This window comes from Pseudoalteromonas sp. P1-7a (assembly GCF_001401855.1).
Classification (GTDB): domain Bacteria; phylum Pseudomonadota; class Gammaproteobacteria; order Enterobacterales; family Alteromonadaceae; genus Pseudoalteromonas.
The window spans coordinates 202216-217983 of sequence record NZ_LKDU01000002.1 but is presented as its reverse complement, the minus strand read 5'-3'; the positions used below and the strand labels follow the sequence as shown (position 1 = coordinate 217983).

The window sequence follows — 15768 nt, the reverse complement described above, 5'->3', positions numbered from 1 at the left end:
AGTAAATTCATTAAAAAATAAAGGACTTACCATGAACGCGCACCCATACGATGTTTTATCACTCAATAACGGCGCAAATATTATTTTTACGCCTTGCCCTAGTACAAAAACACAAAACCTAGCGGATTCAATTGCCACATTAAAAGCCGCTGACACTCACATGCTGCTATCGCTTATGCCGCAAAAGGAGCTTGAAAAAAACAACGTAGAAAGCATTAATAGTGAGTGCAAAAAGCACGGTATAACCTGGTTTCATTTACCTATAAATGACGACGAAGCACCCAAACAGCCTTTTACATCAAGCTGGAACACCCACAAAACCGACATACTTCAAGCCATACAGCAAAAACAAACCATTGCCATACATTGTAAAGGCGGCACTGGTCGCACAGGGTTGGTGGCTGCACTTATTTTAAATTCGGCAGGTTACACAAAAGAAGAGGTATATAGCTTAGTACAAAGTATTCGCCCTAAAGCACTGACTATAGAGCTGCAAAAAGAGTACTTTAATAACTTTGAGGTATGAGGGAGAAACTGGGGAATATGTTAACGCTCATTCTTAGTTACCCTTTATAAGCTTAGCCACTTATTAACGGTAACTAATCGTAATTATGTAAACCAAAAAAACACCAAATAGGAATGAGCCAAAACCTGCAGGCCTAAATGTACTTTTAAATTTTTGAGCAGACCACATAGCAAATTGTCGATGACGGCAGTTAAGTACACCTCACTCTCCTTAAAACTAATGCCTGCATAAGGTAGTCGCACTTTACTAAAGTTAGCTAAAGAATCGCGAAAGCTAAGTGCTTTGCGCCTCTTTGATACCAATCAGCTTAATTAAGTGAGCTGTTTTAAGGATTGGTAATACAGTTGCTATTAGACTTGAAAACTCATGTAGTAAAAACGATCGTCTTTTCTATCGACTGCAAATCCGATGCGGCTATATAACTTAAATGCAGGGCTACGCTGAAATACTTTGAGATCTATGAACTTGACACTTTGTTGACGAGCCACATCAACCACTTTAGCAATAACATGAGCACCATAACCTTTGTTTTGATAAGTAGCTGCAATTTGAATGTCGCGAAGCTGGCATCGCCCTTCTTCAAACGATAAGCGTACAACACCTATGTGTTCACCCTTACACAAAATATCAAAATTTTTGAGGTTTTTGGTTGCTTGATAAACGTCTTCTACATCCCAATCTACCGCATACATTTCGTAATAGGGTTTCATATTGTTAAACGTAAAGTGTGCGGCAGCCTTTAAGTCCTTAGTAGCAACAATCTCTAGCATTCACTTAGCCTCCAAAAAGAATTAATACTCAAAAAACTAAGTAGTCACTTTAATTGAATAAGCTCAACTGCGCTATATATTACGAGTGTTAATTGGTTGTTTAGTTTTAGCCAGCTTTCAGGAGATATATTCAACTTTTAATGTATAAGAAAATGGGCAATATCCATATGGCAGCACAGGGCTCACTGCACTTATTTTAAGATCGGCAGGTTATACAAAAGAAGAGGTATACAACCTAGTACAAGACATTCGCCCAAAAGCACTGACTATAGAGCTACAAAAAGAGTACTTTGAGAACTTTGAGGTGTAAGACAGAGGTTGGGGAAGATTTAGCACTATAAATAGTGCCAATAATTCTATTTATAGCCTGTAATGAATTAGCACTGATAAGATTGATCACTTGTTATGTAACTCATTTAAACTTTGCCAAGAAATCATTTTTAATACATGCCTTAATACAGAAACTACTATAATTGTTAAAACGCATTAATTGCCAGATGACACCTTGTCCAAAGTCCAAATAAACTGGTTTTGTTGCTTTAAACCAAACATATCTAGGCCTTTTCCAATCAAAGAGGAAGTGTCCTACATGCGTGGATTTAATTATTCCATCTATTTTATCTGAGCTATGTATTTCTACTAACTCATTCGGACCTCGATACTCAGAAATAAAAGAATAAACGAAATGAGTTTTATGATTACTTGAATGAATAGATATATCTTCCATTGATTCATGCAGAGGATCAGGAAGCATCGCACGTAATTTTATGTTTTTCGCTAGATTACGAACATTAATTACCCAAATCATATCCCCGTAGAAATCCTCTCTTGATTTCAACTCAGCTTCAGACATTGGGGAGTTTTGAAATTCAATTACAATATTCTGCTCATTAACGACATCTGCAATATGCTTTTCACCACTTTTATCAAAGTATACTATTTCTTGATTATGATCTTCCCAATGATTTTTCCAATCTCGATGCCATTGGGATTCATTATCCCACCAAGGATCACAACTACATTTTACCTTGTGCGCCCAATGAACCACACTTTGCTACGGTTGGACTACCACAATATATACATACCCCTTTCATCTTGGGCAGAGGAGCTTGCTTAAATCCGTCAACTAATGAAAATTTCATAAGTACATAACACTCGGTTGTATAATGCCTCTATCAGCCGCTGCTGGATTGGCTTGTTATATTTATTTACCCAATTCAAGAGCTGGTAAGGTTTTTGTAATACTTTTATTTAGCGAATGATTGTCAAATGCTATAGAAACCATTGAAAGTTTCACCACCAATTTTTTCCCTTGAATAAAGCTAAATCCGTTCCTAATTCTGCCCCGTCAAGATCGGAGAGTGGAAAAGTTTTGTCAATCTTTTTCCAGCCAGATAATCCTTTAAGTAGGATTACTTCACTGTCTATTTTGATTTCGTATTGGCGAAAGCTAAGTACCATCCACCAAGCAAAAATAGATGTTGTAACCAAAGCGAGAATTAACGCCAAAAGTTGTTCATTTGGCGATAACGAAGTATTGCTCTCGCTAAGGAATAAAAGAGCGCCAGCATATATTGCAAAGAATCCGATACAGTTAAATAATAGTAAAAACATTGATTTAAAAATGATTTGAAAAACTGAGCTACGAATTACAGACATGGTATCTCTATAGATATGACAATTTAATTTACGACATTTGACGGATTATAAACCGACAAATGTCCCTATTTTATAATCTATTAACCTTAACCACCAAATAACCACATGTAAACAATTGCTAAACCTCATATCAGTTTATGTAATTGCAAAAACACACCAAAAGGGTGAGAGCAGTAATATTGGCTAAACAGGCACTTACTATACAAAGCATAATATTTATTAAAATTCAGCCTGCGCTATTCAAAAAAGGCAGTACTTAAGTTAAAGGTATCCAATCTAACGCCTTTAAGCTAATACCTTTAAATTAAAGCCTTTAAAAACAACTTAATTTATACTCGCCAAACCCTTTATACCTGCACAAATGTATTCAGCCATAGCGCTTTACGATATTATGCTCCTTTATATTCAATTTATATTTCAGGGCATATAATGACAACGCACACACCGCCTTCCCACTCAGCCAACACAGCTGAAAATTCTTCTCTTTTTTACGTAATTTTTATCTCTGCCGTGGCTGCTATTGGTGGCTTTTTATTTGGTTTTGACTCGGGCGTTATTAACGGCACGGTGTCGGCACTCGGTAATGCTTTTAATTCAAGCAGTGTGGCTACGGGGTTTAATGTAGCCTCGGTATTATTAGGCTGCGCCGTGGGGGCACTTGCTGCGGGGCCGCTGGCTGATAAGTTTGGCCGCCGTGCAATTATGATCATCACCGCGATTATTTTTGCTATTAGCGCGTTTGGCTCAGGCATTAGCGAAAGCTCGGCTGAATTTATTTTTTACCGCTTATTTGGTGGGTTAGGTATTGGTGCTGCATCGGTATTGGCGCCAGCTTATATTGCAGAGGTTGCACCACCCGCGCTTCGTGGTCGTTTAGCCACATTACAACAGCTTGCTATTGTATTGGGTTTATTTGCTGCGTTTTTAAGTAACTATTTAATTGCTGATGCAGCTGGCAGCGCGCAAAATATTTTAATGCTTGATATAGCCGCTTGGCGCTGGATGTTTTGGGCTGAGCTGGTGCCTGCAATACTGTTTTTAGTGGGTGTGTTGTTTATTCCTGAGTCGCCTCGTTATTTAGTGGCGCAAGGTAAATTGGACGATGCAAAAACGGTATTTAGTAAAATTTCGAACGACAACCTTGATTCGCAAATAAGTGATGTTAAAGGCTCTTTGCAAAGCGATAAAAAGCCGAGTATTCGCGATTTATTTATTGATGGCAGTAAAAAAGTGCACCCGATTGTATGGGCGGGTGTTGCGCTGAGTGTGTTTCAGCAATTTGTAGGTATTAATGTGGTGTTTTATTACGGCTCTGAGCTTTGGCAAGCCGCTGGGTTTGACGAGTCGCAATCGTTATTTATAAATGTATTAGCGGGTACGACTAATATTGTATCGACCTTTATTGCTATTGCCCTTGTTGACAAAATTGGCCGTAAACCACTGCTATTAGTAGGCAGTATTGGTATGTTTATCAGCTTAAGCGCGCTTACTTATATATTTGGCAGCGCAGGTCTTGATGAAGCAGGCAAACTTGCTCTTAGCGATAACATGGGTACGTTTGCGCTTATAATGGCTAACTTATTTGTGGTATTTTTTGGCTTAAGCTGGGGCCCTGTTGTGTGGGTGTTATTAGGTGAGATGTTTAATAACCGTATTCGCGGCGCAGCGCTTGCTGTTGCAGCAAGCGCACAGTGGATTGCTAACTTTGCCATTACCATGACCTTCCCTATTATGTTGGCTAACATTGGCCTTGCAGGTGCGTACGGCTTTTATGCGTTATCGGCACTTATTAGCATATTTTTTGTGGCTAAATACATTACAGAAACCCGAGGTAAAACACTTGAGTCTATGTAGTCGACTTTAATATTTAATCATTCTAGCGTGCTAAATAGCCTAAAAACTTAACACAATAGGTATCATTCAAAATTTAATTAACTTGAGCTGCACATAAGAAATGGAACTAAATGCCCTTGCGGTGATCAGATCTTTCGACCAAGAAGGTATTGTGATCCCCTTCCCTATTACAGCTATTAACACAGTGCAAGAAGCGGCTAATTTTAATAGCGATAAAAAATAAGCGCGAGATAAGCTCGCGCTTAAATTGCTTTAAAATGTATAGGTTACTTGGCCTACTATTTCACGTGGGCTGCCTGGGAAGTGGCCGTTACGCTCACTAAAGCCACTTACAGCGTATTCTCTATCAAAAATATTATTAAGATTTACGCTTAATAAAACATCGTCAAAGCGAGTAGTCCAGCTCATATCAAATACGGTAAAGGGTTTTACTTTTTGGCCATCTTGGCTTATTTGCTCGCTTACGTAATTAGCACCAAATGCTATAGACGAGTCGATACTATCAAGCGCAAAGCGCGACCATAAACCAGCTTGGTGACGCGGCGCATTAGCAAAGCGAGTACCGTCACCGTAGGTGCTTGAAATGGTATCGCCCGTTACACCTTCAACAACTAGTGTATCGTTGTAGGCGTAGTTTGCGGTGAGTGTCCAGTACTCGGTTAAATCGCCCACCAGCGTTGTTTCAAACCCACGGCTTTCTACTTCACCAATATTTAAAAGCGCTGCAATGCCATCGCCCGCCCCCGTGTCGTCAGGGTTACTCATTACTACGTTTTCTTTATTAATTTGGTAAATAGCAAAGGTGCTCATAATTTTGCCATTAAGCCATTGGTTTTTCATACCAATTTCGGTTTGTTTACCGGTCTCTGGGGTTAAGTCACCCTCGCCTTCTACATCTTCTTGGTCGCCCGACGATGCGGGGTTAAAGCTTTCTGAGTAATTTATGTATACCGATGTATTTTCAACGGGTTGGTATGTAACAGCCACTCGCGGCGTTACATCGTTATCAGAGTAACTGTAACCAGTTTCTTTATTTAGCTCTTTAAAGTAATCGTAACGCAGGCCGGCAATCACGGTCCACTGATCGTTAATGCTTACAACATCTTGTACGTATACGCCAAAACGGTCGGTTTCAACACCATCGCGGTTCATGTCGGTAAGGTTATAAGTACTTGGGTCGGTTTCGCCGTAATTTAAGTCAAATATGTTTAAATTAGCCACGCCGTCTGCTTCATAGCGGGCGCGTAAGTAATCGTACTCGGTATCAACTATGTGGTAGTCGCCGCCAAATAATACTTGGTGTGTTAATTGGTCTTGCTCAAAGCTGTAAACAAAGTCGGTGGTTAAGCTTGTTTCTTCGTTGGCGCGATATTGCTTACGGTATTCGCGTTTAATGGTTTCGTCATCAATGTTTGCTTCACCATCGCCGTTTACATCTACCCAGCTTTGCGACTCATGGTAGGCTTGGTCGCGTTCGTTATCCATGTAACGCAGTGTGCTACTTACAGAAAAATCAGCATTAAAGTAATGCTTTAGCTCAGCTTGCAGCACTAACGCTTCCATGTCTTGGTAATCAAATGCTTCATTTGCGTTGTAACTAGGGTCAACCAAAAAGTTGCCGTTGTCATCTACCGGTACACCACGTAAACGGTTACCGCCTAAGTCTTGTTTGATGTAATCAACAGTGGTGGTGAGCGTGGTTGAATCGGTTAAATCAAATAATAAACCACCGGTAAACTCACTGTTTTTTGAATCTGCATTATTACGAAAGCTGTCTTGCTCTTCGTAATAACCACCTACTCTGTATGCCATGGTGTCGGTTAAACCGCCGGTCATATCGAGTGATGCGCCATGTGTGTTGTAATTGCCAAGCGTTAGTTTTAGCTCTTTACTATGCGTATAACTTGGCTTTTTAGTTACGTAGTTGATCATACCGCCAGGCTCACCGCCACCATATAACGCAGAGGCTGGGCCTTTTAATACTTCTACACGCGCTACATTAAATAATTGCGGTACGCCAAAGCCCGAGTACGGGTCACCACGTACGCCATCGTAAAATACATTGGTATCATCTCTAAAACCACGAAAAGTAACACCCGAATAACTGTACTCGCTTACCCCAGCTATTGAGCGGTATAAATCGGTGATATCGCGCGCGGCTTGGTCAATAATAAGCTGCTCGGTTAATACCTGCGCAGATTGCGGTAATTTAATAAGATCTAAATCCGTTTTAGTCCCAATTTTACTTTCGGTTTCAAGGTAGAACTGCTGAGCGCGCCCTGTTACTTCTATTGTTTCAATTTCGTTATTTTGCTTGGCAAATGCCACATTAGAAAAAGCAGAAAAAGACGCAGCAATACTCAGCGCCAAGTATTTTTGGTTAAACATATTGATCCTGGAAAGAGGTGTATAAAACGCCGCGAATGATAACGACTATCATTACCATGTGCAATGCAAATAATTTCATATTCATCCTTATTTTTCGAATTAATCGCAACTAAAGTAGGTACTTAAAAATGTGTGTGCTGATGTTTTACACAAATCCCCTTTGCGCAGTGTTGAACCAAATAAAGAACTCAGATAGTGTGTATTTTTCATACGCTTTATAAGCCGTTTTTATGAGGAGCAAACTATGTTAAACCGACTAGTTTTAGGTATTATTTTACTATTACCCACATGCGTGGTGAGTGCCAATGACAGCTTAGTGCATTTTCAAAGTAATTATTCTGTAAAGGAAACGGCTAACCGTTTTGAAAAAATAGCCAATAGCAAAGGGATAACCATTTTTGCACGGGTAGACCATCAAAAAAATGCTCAAAATGTTGATATGGAATTGGCGCCAAGTGAAGTGATTCTTTTTGGTAACCCAAAGGTAGGTACACCGCTGATGCAGTGCCAGCAAAGTGTGGCGATAGATTTACCGCAAAAAGTTCATATATCTCAAGATAATAATGGCCAAGTTTGGCTTGCCTATAATAGCCCCACTTATTTGCAAGAACGTCATAATATAAAAGGCTGCGAAGAAACACTTAACAAAATAGCTGTGGTACTTAATAAGCTTTCTATGGCAACGGTGGCCAAATAATCAAAGTGATACCAATGAACAATAATACTTAATTAAGCGAATAAGTATTAATATTAAATAACTTAAAATACACGTAATAAAAAACCCGCTGATAAGTTAGCGGGTTTTATAAAATTTATAACACTCAGCGCCTGAGTTAAGACTCTATAGCCAAAAGCTCTACTTCAAAAATAAGCAGTGATGCGGGTGGAATACTGCCCACTCGCTTTTCACCGTAGGCTAACTGATGCGGTACATAAAATATGTATTTATCGCCTGGGCTCATAAGTTGTAAGCCTTCGGTCCAGCCTTTAATAACCTGATTTAAACCAAAGCTTATTGGCGTTTTACGCTCTACTGAGCTGTCAAATACGGTGCCATCTATTAACGTGCCATGGTAATGCACGTTTACTTTACTAGTAGGGTTAGGTGTATTTTCGCTTTCACCTTTGTGCAGCACTTTGTACTGTAGGCCTGAAGCGGTTTCTATTACGCCCTCTAATTTTGCGTTAGCGACAAGGTAGTCGGCTTCAATTTGCGCGTTAATGCCAGCTTGTTGCTTTGCTTTTTTACTATTTTGAAAAATTAAAAAACAAAATATAGCGATGATCACCGCTAAAATTATATTGATCATTTAGTGTTTGTCCTCATCTTCATCGGCTTCTTTATCTTCTTCGCTATCGCCATTAACTATGTCGGCTATGTCTTTTAAGCGTGCTAAAGCAATACCATTAACAGAACCCTCTGGGTATTGCCCGTCAATAATATCGCCTGCCTCAATATCCATTAATAAGTTAAGTGCTTGGTCTACCGTTTCTACTGCGTAAATATTAAATTTACCACGCTCAACCGCTTCAAGTATTTCATCATCAAGTACTAAGTTAACTTGGTTTGATTTAGGAATAATAACGCCCTGCTCGCCTGTTAAGCCGCGCATTTTACACAGCTTAAAAAAGCCTTCTATTTTTTCGTTTACACCACCAATGGCTTGCACATCACCGTGTTGGTTAATAGAGCCTGTAAGGGCTATAGACTGGCTAATTGGTAAACTGGTAATAGCCGAAATAAGCGCACATAACTCAGCAAGTGAGGCGCTATCGCCATCTATATAACCGTAGCTTTGCTCTATAGCTATATTAGCGCTTAACGTTAAGCTAAAGTGCTGGGCGTATTTGTTACCTAAATAACCGGTAAGTAGCATTACACCTTTTGAGTGAATTGCTTTACCTAGCTCGGCTTCGCGTTCTACATCTATTACACCATCGGCGCCAGCGTATACGGTGGCGGTAATACGCGCGGGTGTACCAAACGATGTATCGCCAATGTGCAGCACTGTTAAGCCGTTAACTTTACCAATGGCTTGGCCTTGTGTGGCTATAAGCGTGTGGCCTTCTTTTATATCGCTTAGCATGTTTTCGCTTATTTGGCCGGTGCGGTACTGCTTACCTTCAATGGCTTCATCAATATGATGCGCATCAATCAGTGTTTGCTTATCTTGCTTGGCGTAAAAGCTGGCCTCAGCTACCAACTCAAGTACATCGGCAAAACGCGCCGATAATTTATTATGGTGCTCTGCTTGGCGGTAGCTAAATTTAAGTAACCGCACCATGGCGGCCTCTGTGGTTGTGCACTTTAACGTTTGCTGGCAGTACTCACTCACTTTAGTAATAAATTGGTACTGAAGTTTATCGCTACTAGGTAAATAGTAATCAAAGTCGGCAAGTACTCTAAACAGCTCTGCAAATTCTCCATCGTACTCACCTATGGTGTAATACAAATCGCGCGAGCCTAATAAAATAATTTTTACATCAAGAGGAATTAATTGCGGGCGCAGCGTAAAACTGCTGCCTACGGAACTGTCTTGATATGGTAGGTCGTTTTTAATTTGGTGAGTTTTAAGCGAAAGCTTTAATCCATCCCACACTTGCGGGTTGGCCATCACTTTTTCGGCATCCATAATTAAGTAGCCGCCATTTGCACGGTGCAATGCACCAGGCTGTATAGAGCGGTAACTAGTTATAAGCGAGCCTTGCGATGTTGAATACTCAATTTTGCCAAATATATTGCCAAAGGTTGGGTTTGGCTCATACACCACAGGTGCGGCATCGTCTTCTTTAAATTCAACTAAAATGTTAGGCGCAAAAAAGTCGGTAAGCATGCCTTTACGATCAAAGTCTTCTTTGCTTTCTTCGCTTTCATCTTCGTCGTCTAGCCATTCAAGTACTGCGTCAATTATTTCTACGCGAATGTCTTTTAAGTAGCGCAGAACACCAATATGTGCAGCGTATTTATGCTCTAAGTCTTTTAATAGCGGCTTAGTTGCTTGCTCGGCTGTGGCTTTTTTAAGGTTACGCTGTTTTTCTTTTGATTCGCGTTTCCAGCGTGGCAGCTCAATTAGCGCTTCAATTAAGGCATCTTCTAGTTTTTCTATTTTTTCAAAAAACTCATCGCGGAGCGCTTCATCTAGAGCGGCAAATTCGTTATCGCTTAACTGCCTACCATCAACTAAAGGTGCAAAACCTACGGCGTTTTTCTCTTCTATTAGCGCTACGCTTTGCTCAAGCGCCATTTCTTCTACTGCGGTGATAGCGCTGTCGTAAGCATCGTTAAACTCGCTCTCGATTGACTTTTTTTTGCGTTGATAAGCTGGGTTATCAAAAGCTGCCGGAAAGGTGTCGAGTACTTCATCTAAAAATGAGTCTATGTCGTCACTTAATTGCTTACTTTGCCCCGCTTGCATAAATAGCGCAATCGGCTCGCGGTGGTCGTCGTAGTTATTAACATACAACCACTCGTTAGGTGTGGGGCGATCTTTTGCGTGTTGTTTAAGTTTGTCTTTTACGAGTGTAAATCGGCCATGGGCGGCCTCACCCATTACATACACATTATAACCGGGTAAATCCATTCCTAATGAAAAGTCGAGGGCACTTTGGGCACGTTGTTGCCCTATAAAGGTAAGTTGCTCTGGGTATGGATTGCTCATACACGTGCTAACGTGATTAGTAGAAATGCTCGGAGCGAGCTGTGAAACAGATAATGGCAGCAGTTTTTTCGTCATTCTAACTTCTTTTTGTACCAACATACTCGCTGGCTTTGGGCGAATTAAGTGGCCTACAAGCCACTTAATACATATATTTAGGGTTGTAATGCCTTACGGCTAAAATAAATACCATCACATTCAATGCACGGTGTAATTTGTGTAGCGTGATAAATATCAAAACTATGGGTGCAATTCTTACATACTAATGTGCCCATGGCTATCCATTCGCCAGCGTGGTACACCCCATTGTGCTTAAAATCTTGGCTAAGAGACTGCCATTCAAGCTGGGTTTTGTCTTCTATGTGCGAAAGTTCATACCATAGCGACTCTTTAAGCTCTTGCCATGCAAGCGAATTATAGTGCGATTCGTTTTCTTGAACGTGTTCTATGTCACGCTGCAAATAACTTTTATAGAGTCCGTATTTTTCTTTTCCTAGGTTTTTAAGTGCTTGCTCAGATTCAACAAATCGGGTCATTGCATCTTTTACTTCGTGATCTTTTACATCTTTTAACCACGTGGTGAGCTCGTTAAGCCATGTTTTATAATCTGCCATTTTATACTCCATCAAAATCAAGGGCGTGTTGGCCTTTAACATAGATAAGTATAGGTTAACCTGCACTGAAAGTGAGATTTTAACAAAACCGTGCTTATACGCTGTGATTAGGCTTTTATTTGGGGTATCCTATCGGCAATTTTTTATTAGTTTGCAAGAAGTCTGGAATCATAGATGCAAGAGCAATATAACCCGCAAGACATAGAGTCAAAAGTCCAAAGTTACTGGGAAGAAAACCAGGTATTTAAAGTCACCGAAGATGAGAGCAAAGAAAAGTATTACTGTCTTTCTATGTTCCCATACCCAAGTGGCCGACTGCATATGGGTCATGTGCGTAATTACACCATTGGTGATGTTGTTTCTCGTTTCCAGCGCCTGCAAGGCAAAAACGTAATGCAACCAATGGGTTGGGATGCGTTTGGTTTACCTGCAGAAAACGCCGCTATCAAAAACAAAACAGCGCCAGCTAAGTGGACATACGAAAACATTAATTACATGCGTAAACAACTTAAGCAACTAGGCTTTGGTTACGACTGGGATCGTGAAATTGCAACCTGTCACCCAGAGTATTACAAGTGGGAACAATGGTTTTTCACTAAGCTTTACGAAAAAGGCCTAGTGTATAAAAAAATGTCGACGGTTAACTGGGATCCGGTTGATCAAACTGTACTTGCTAACGAACAAGTAATAGATGGCCGTGGTTGGCGCTCTGGTGCAGTGGTTGAGCAAAAAGAAATTCCACAGTGGTTTATTAAAATTACCGACTACGCACAAGAGCTTTTAGACGATTTAGACAAGCTAGAAGACTGGCCTGAGCAAGTTAAAACCATGCAGCGCAACTGGATTGGTCGCTCTGAAGGGTTAGACATTGAGTTTACACGTACCGACAACAACGAAAAGTTTAGCGTATACACTACCCGCCCAGATACCTTTATGGGTGTAACTTACCTAGCCGTTGCCGGTGGCCACCCTATTGCACAAGAAGCCGCTAAAAACAGCGATGCAATTGCAATGTTTGTTGAAGAATGCAAAAACACCAAAGTTGCCGAAGCAGACATGGCCACAATGGAGAAAAAAGGCATTGCAACCGGCTTTTACGCGACTCACCCATTAACGGGCGAGCAAGTACCAATTTGGGTTGCTAACTTTGTATTAATGCATTACGGCTCAGGCGCGGTTATGGCAGTACCTGCACACGACCAACGCGACTATGAATTTGCCACAGCATACGGCCTAGACATAAAACAAGTAATTGCACCGGTTGAAGGCTCAGAGCTTGAAGTAAATCTAAAAGAAGAAGCATTCACTGAAAAAGGTGTGTTAGTTAATTCTGGCGAATTTGATGGCCTTGATTTTGAAGGCGCATTTAACGCTATTGCCGACAAACTAGAAGCACTGGGTGTAGGTAAGCGCAAAGTTAACTTCCGCTTACGCGACTGGGGTGTTAGCCGCCAGCGTTACTGGGGCTCACCAATCCCAATGCTGAGCGACGAAAACGGTAACGAATTAGCCGCCACCGAAGAAATGCTGCCAGTACGTTTACCAGAAGATGTAGTTATGAATGGCGTTACTTCGCCAATCAAAGCAGACCCAGAATGGGCAAAAGCAACGGTAAATGGCGTACCAGCAACACACGAAACAGATACCTTTGATACCTTTATGGAGTCGTCTTGGTACTACGCACGTTACTGTAGCCCGCGTCATGACGAAGGCATGCTAGACCCAGCAGCAGCTAACTACTGGCTACCAGTAAACCAATACATAGGTGGTATTGAGCACGCTATTTTACATTTATTGTACTCGCGTTTTTTCCATAAGTTATTACGTGACTTTGGTTTAGTAAATTCAGACGAGCCATTCGATCGCTTACTTTGTCAGGGCATGGTACTTGCCGAAACGTTCTACCGTAAAGATGAAAAAGGCGGTGACGTATGGATTTCGCCAAGCGATGTAAATACCGAAACTGACGAAAAAGGCCGCGTAACGAAAGCATGGCACAAAGAAGATGGTGAACCTGTGTTCTCATCGGGCATGAGCAAAATGTCTAAGTCTAAAAACAACGGTATAGACCCACAAGAAGTAATTGCCCAATACGGTGCAGATACTGTGCGTTTATTTATGATGTTTACCGCACCACCAGAGCAAACGCTTGAATGGTCAGACTCAGGCGTAGAAGGCGCGCACCGCTTCTTAAAACGTATTTGGAAATACGCAGTAGATGTGAAAACAGTTGGCTACCAAGCACTTGATAAATCAGCGCTTAGTAACCCACAAAAAGTACTGCGTCGTGAGCTACATAAAGCCATTGCAAAAGTGAGCGATGATATTGAGCGTCGTCAAACGTTTAACACTGCAATTGCTGCCATTATGGAGCTCTCAAATAAGTTATTAAAAGCGCCGTTAAACGATACGCAAGATGTTGCCATTGCTAACGAAGCTTTAGAAGCCCTACTTATTATGCTTGCGCCAATTACACCGCATTTATCACACCAGTTATGGCAAGATCTTGGTAAAGAGGGCGACATTTTAGATGCAGCATGGCCTAAAGTTGATGAGTCTGCCCTTGTTGAAGATGAAAAATTAATCATCGTACAAGTAAATGGCAAACTACGCGCTAAGCTAACTGTAGCCGCCGATGCCACACAAGAGCAGGTAGAGGCACTTGCGTTTGCTGAGTCTAACGTAACTAAATTTACTGATGGTGCAACCATTCGTAAAATTATTTACGTACCGGGTAAACTACTTAATGTGGTAGCTAACTAAATGGTTAGCTTTAACACCCTTAAAAACACATTAGCCTTAGTGCTAATGTGTTTTGTGTTATCTAGCTGTGGCTTTCATTTAAAGAAAGCCTCTAGCCTGCCTGATAACCTTAAAACGCTTACACTTAAAGGTGATGATGAAAAATCATCGTTATTTTTAAACCTTGAAAAAGAGCTTAAAGCCAGTAACGTAGAACTGACGCCTTCGGCTAAAAATGTTGCCCAGCTGTACTTACGCAAAGAAAGCATTGAGCGCCAAACCTTATCGTTGTTTCAAAATGGTCAGGTGGCTGAATACGAGCTTGCCTACGGGGTTAGCTATGTTGTTAAACGCCCGGGCGAGAAAGCCATTGAAAAACGCTTTGAGCTTTATCGTAACTACCAAGACGACCCCGATCATGCGCTTGCAAAAGCAAAAGAGCTTGAGCTGCTTATTAGCGAAATTCGTCAGCAAGCCAGTCGTCGTATTGTTAGAGAGCTGTCGCAACTATAATGCGCTGTTATGCTAATCAGTTACCGAGTGAATTAAATAAAGGTTTAAAACCTTTTTATTTAGTGTTTGGTGAAGAACCGTTTCAAGAAGCGCAATGTGTGCAGCAAATACGCGACACGGCAAAAGCCCAAGGCTTTGATGAGGTAATAAAATTTACCCTAATGCAAGGGTTTGATTGGCAAGAAATTATAGCTCAATATCAAAGCATGTCTTTGTTTAGTGCGCGCACTATTATTGAGCTTGATTTAAACCAACAAAAACCTGGCACCCCAGGTAGTAATGCCTTTAAAAAAATAGTCGATTTAATCAATCCCGACACCATTTTAATTGTAAAAGGGGCTAAAGCCAGCCAAGACGTACAACGTGGCGCCTGGTTTAAAGCGCTCGATAAACACGGTGTATTTGTACCGTGCTACCCGCTTGCAGGAAACCATTTAAAACGCTGGTTAGATGACCAAGTAGCGCGCCTTTCTCTGAATATGCAAAACGAAGCAAAACTGAGCTTAATTAACGCCACCGAAGGCAATTTGTTAGCGTGCTTTCAGGAGCTCGAAAAGCTCTCGCTACTGCATGGTAATGCCTTAATAACCCAGCAACTAGTGATGCAAGGGCTATTAAATCAAGCCAAGTTTGATATTTTTGACTTAAGCGATGCCCTATTAAATGGTCACGCCAAGCAAGCAATTAAAGTACTTAATAAACTGGCCAGCGACAACACCGAAGTGGTGAGTATTTTGTGGGCTATAAATAAAGAGCTCACCAGTTTGCTTACTATTCAGCAAGGGCTTTTAAATGGCGAGCCTATCGCACAGTTATTTAAAAAAAATGGTATTTGGAAAAACCAGCAAGGCCCAGTGAAAAATGCGATTAACCGCTTAAATATTAATACCCTTGAGCAAATAAGCAGTGAGCTTGCACTGTTTGATTCAAGCTACAAACAAGGTAACTTAATTGCGCCTTACCAAGCGCTTGCCCATATTTGTATTAAGTTTTGCCAGCCGCTTGATATTCCAATGCCTTGCCACGCACTTAACTAAAGATTTTTA

At 41.0% G+C, this 15768-nt stretch carries 14 protein-coding genes and 1 pseudogene; 8 read left to right on the top strand and 7 right to left on the bottom strand.

The window, feature by feature from the left end:
• The first annotated feature begins 31 nt into the window (after nucleotides 1-31).
• Nucleotides 32-526: a dual specificity protein phosphatase family protein gene (locus tag AN389_RS03100; RefSeq protein ID WP_055019223.1), complete on the top strand. Its 495-nt coding sequence runs from the start codon at nucleotides 32-34 to the stop codon at nucleotides 524-526.
• 350 nt (nucleotides 527-876) lie between these two features.
• On the opposite strand, the gene AN389_RS03095 is transcribed toward AN389_RS03100, so the two are convergent.
• The gene (locus tag AN389_RS03095; protein WP_055019222.1) at nucleotides 877-1296 is read right to left on the bottom strand and encodes an N-acetyltransferase; all 420 of its coding nucleotides are present in this window, start codon (nucleotides 1294-1296) and stop codon (nucleotides 877-879) included.
• Nucleotides 1297-1465: 169 nt separating this feature from the next.
• Here AN389_RS03095 and AN389_RS20635 point away from each other — a divergent pair.
• A pseudogene (locus AN389_RS20635) lies at nucleotides 1466-1606 on the top strand (protein phosphatase); the annotation flags it as partial.
• 102 nt (nucleotides 1607-1708) lie between these two features.
• Here AN389_RS20635 and AN389_RS03090 read toward each other — a convergent pair.
• On the bottom strand, nucleotides 1709-2344 hold the full coding sequence (locus AN389_RS03090; RefSeq protein WP_055019221.1) for a hypothetical protein: 636 nt from the start codon (nucleotides 2342-2344) through the stop codon (nucleotides 1709-1711).
• Nucleotides 2345-2589: 245 nt separating this feature from the next.
• A complete protein-coding gene (locus AN389_RS03085; protein WP_055019220.1) occupies nucleotides 2590-2955 on the bottom strand; it encodes a hypothetical protein in 366 nt (121 codons plus the stop codon).
• Between the two features lie 429 nt (nucleotides 2956-3384).
• Here AN389_RS03085 and AN389_RS03080 point away from each other — a divergent pair, with 429 nt between their 5' ends.
• Together AN389_RS03080 and AN389_RS20770 are read left to right on the top strand one after the other, a co-directional pair.
• Entirely contained in the window at nucleotides 3385-4809 is a 1425-nt protein-coding gene (locus tag AN389_RS03080; protein WP_055019219.1) for a sugar porter family MFS transporter, read from the top strand.
• A gap of 100 nt (nucleotides 4810-4909) precedes the next feature.
• The gene (locus AN389_RS20770) at nucleotides 4910-5032 is read left to right on the top strand and encodes a hypothetical protein (RefSeq protein ID WP_268796240.1); all 123 of its coding nucleotides are present in this window, start codon (nucleotides 4910-4912) and stop codon (nucleotides 5030-5032) included.
• A gap of 29 nt (nucleotides 5033-5061) precedes the next feature.
• On the opposite strand, the gene AN389_RS03075 is transcribed toward AN389_RS20770, so the two are convergent.
• On the bottom strand, nucleotides 5062-7197 hold the full coding sequence (locus tag AN389_RS03075) for a TonB-dependent siderophore receptor (protein WP_055019218.1): 2136 nt from the start codon (nucleotides 7195-7197) through the stop codon (nucleotides 5062-5064).
• Nucleotides 7198-7441: 244 nt separating this feature from the next.
• On the opposite strand from AN389_RS03075, the gene AN389_RS03070 reads away from it, so the two are divergent.
• Nucleotides 7442-7894, top strand: coding sequence for a DUF302 domain-containing protein (locus AN389_RS03070; RefSeq protein WP_055013955.1), 453 nt, complete (start codon nucleotides 7442-7444; stop codon nucleotides 7892-7894).
• 136 nt (nucleotides 7895-8030) lie between these two features.
• Here the strand turns inward: AN389_RS03070 and AN389_RS03065 are convergent, their stop codons facing one another.
• From AN389_RS03065 to AN389_RS03055, 3 genes are all read right to left on the bottom strand, one after another.
• Nucleotides 8031-8507, bottom strand: coding sequence for an FKBP-type peptidyl-prolyl cis-trans isomerase (locus AN389_RS03065; RefSeq protein ID WP_055013956.1), 477 nt, complete (start codon nucleotides 8505-8507; stop codon nucleotides 8031-8033).
• On the bottom strand, nucleotides 8508-10931 hold the full coding sequence (locus tag AN389_RS03060) for a Lon protease family protein (protein ID WP_235575941.1): 2424 nt from the start codon (nucleotides 10929-10931) through the stop codon (nucleotides 8508-8510).
• A gap of 77 nt (nucleotides 10932-11008) precedes the next feature.
• Entirely contained in the window at nucleotides 11009-11467 is a 459-nt protein-coding gene (locus AN389_RS03055) for a zinc ribbon-containing protein (protein ID WP_055013958.1), read from the bottom strand.
• 174 nt (nucleotides 11468-11641) lie between these two features.
• Between AN389_RS03055 and leuS the strand changes: the two genes are divergently transcribed.
• Genes leuS through holA form a run of 3 tightly spaced genes read left to right on the top strand, consistent with a single transcriptional unit; the run spans nucleotide 11642 to nucleotide 15759 of the window.
• Nucleotides 11642-14230 (top strand): leucine--tRNA ligase, encoded by a 2589-nt coding sequence (gene leuS, locus AN389_RS03050; RefSeq protein ID WP_055013959.1) that lies wholly within the window; start codon nucleotides 11642-11644, stop codon nucleotides 14228-14230.
• Nucleotides 14231-14722: an LPS assembly lipoprotein LptE gene (gene lptE / locus AN389_RS03045; protein ID WP_055013960.1), complete on the top strand. Its 492-nt coding sequence runs from the start codon at nucleotides 14231-14233 to the stop codon at nucleotides 14720-14722.
• On the top strand, nucleotides 14722-15759 hold the full coding sequence (holA, locus tag AN389_RS03040) for a DNA polymerase III subunit delta (protein ID WP_055019216.1): 1038 nt from the start codon (nucleotides 14722-14724) through the stop codon (nucleotides 15757-15759). The genes lptE and holA overlap by 1 nt, the downstream gene beginning before the upstream one ends.
• The last annotated feature ends 9 nt before the right edge of the window (nucleotides 15760-15768 follow it).

Coding starts and splice junctions, on each gene's coding strand:
- AN389_RS03055 (WP_055013958.1), bottom strand. CDS start 11,467: ATGGCAGATTATAAAACATGGCTTAACGAGCTCACCACGTGGTTAAAA.
- holA (WP_055019216.1), top strand. CDS start 14,722: ATGCGCTGTTATGCTAATCAGTTACCGAGTGAATTAAATAAAGGTTTA.
- leuS (WP_055013959.1), top strand. CDS start 11,642: ATGCAAGAGCAATATAACCCGCAAGACATAGAGTCAAAAGTCCAAAGT.
- AN389_RS20770 (WP_268796240.1), top strand. CDS start 4,910: ATGGAACTAAATGCCCTTGCGGTGATCAGATCTTTCGACCAAGAAGGT.
- AN389_RS03100 (WP_055019223.1), top strand. CDS start 32: ATGAACGCGCACCCATACGATGTTTTATCACTCAATAACGGCGCAAAT.
- AN389_RS03070 (WP_055013955.1), top strand. CDS start 7,442: ATGTTAAACCGACTAGTTTTAGGTATTATTTTACTATTACCCACATGC.
- lptE (WP_055013960.1), top strand. CDS start 14,231: ATGGTTAGCTTTAACACCCTTAAAAACACATTAGCCTTAGTGCTAATG.
- AN389_RS03085 (WP_055019220.1), bottom strand. CDS start 2,955: ATGTCTGTAATTCGTAGCTCAGTTTTTCAAATCATTTTTAAATCAATG.
- AN389_RS03065 (WP_055013956.1), bottom strand. CDS start 8,507: ATGATCAATATAATTTTAGCGGTGATCATCGCTATATTTTGTTTTTTA.
- AN389_RS03060 (WP_235575941.1), bottom strand. CDS start 10,931: ATGACGAAAAAACTGCTGCCATTATCTGTTTCACAGCTCGCTCCGAGC.
- AN389_RS03075 (WP_055019218.1), bottom strand. CDS start 7,197: ATGTTTAACCAAAAATACTTGGCGCTGAGTATTGCTGCGTCTTTTTCT.
- AN389_RS03080 (WP_055019219.1), top strand. CDS start 3,385: ATGACAACGCACACACCGCCTTCCCACTCAGCCAACACAGCTGAAAAT.
- AN389_RS03095 (WP_055019222.1), bottom strand. CDS start 1,296: ATGCTAGAGATTGTTGCTACTAAGGACTTAAAGGCTGCCGCACACTTT.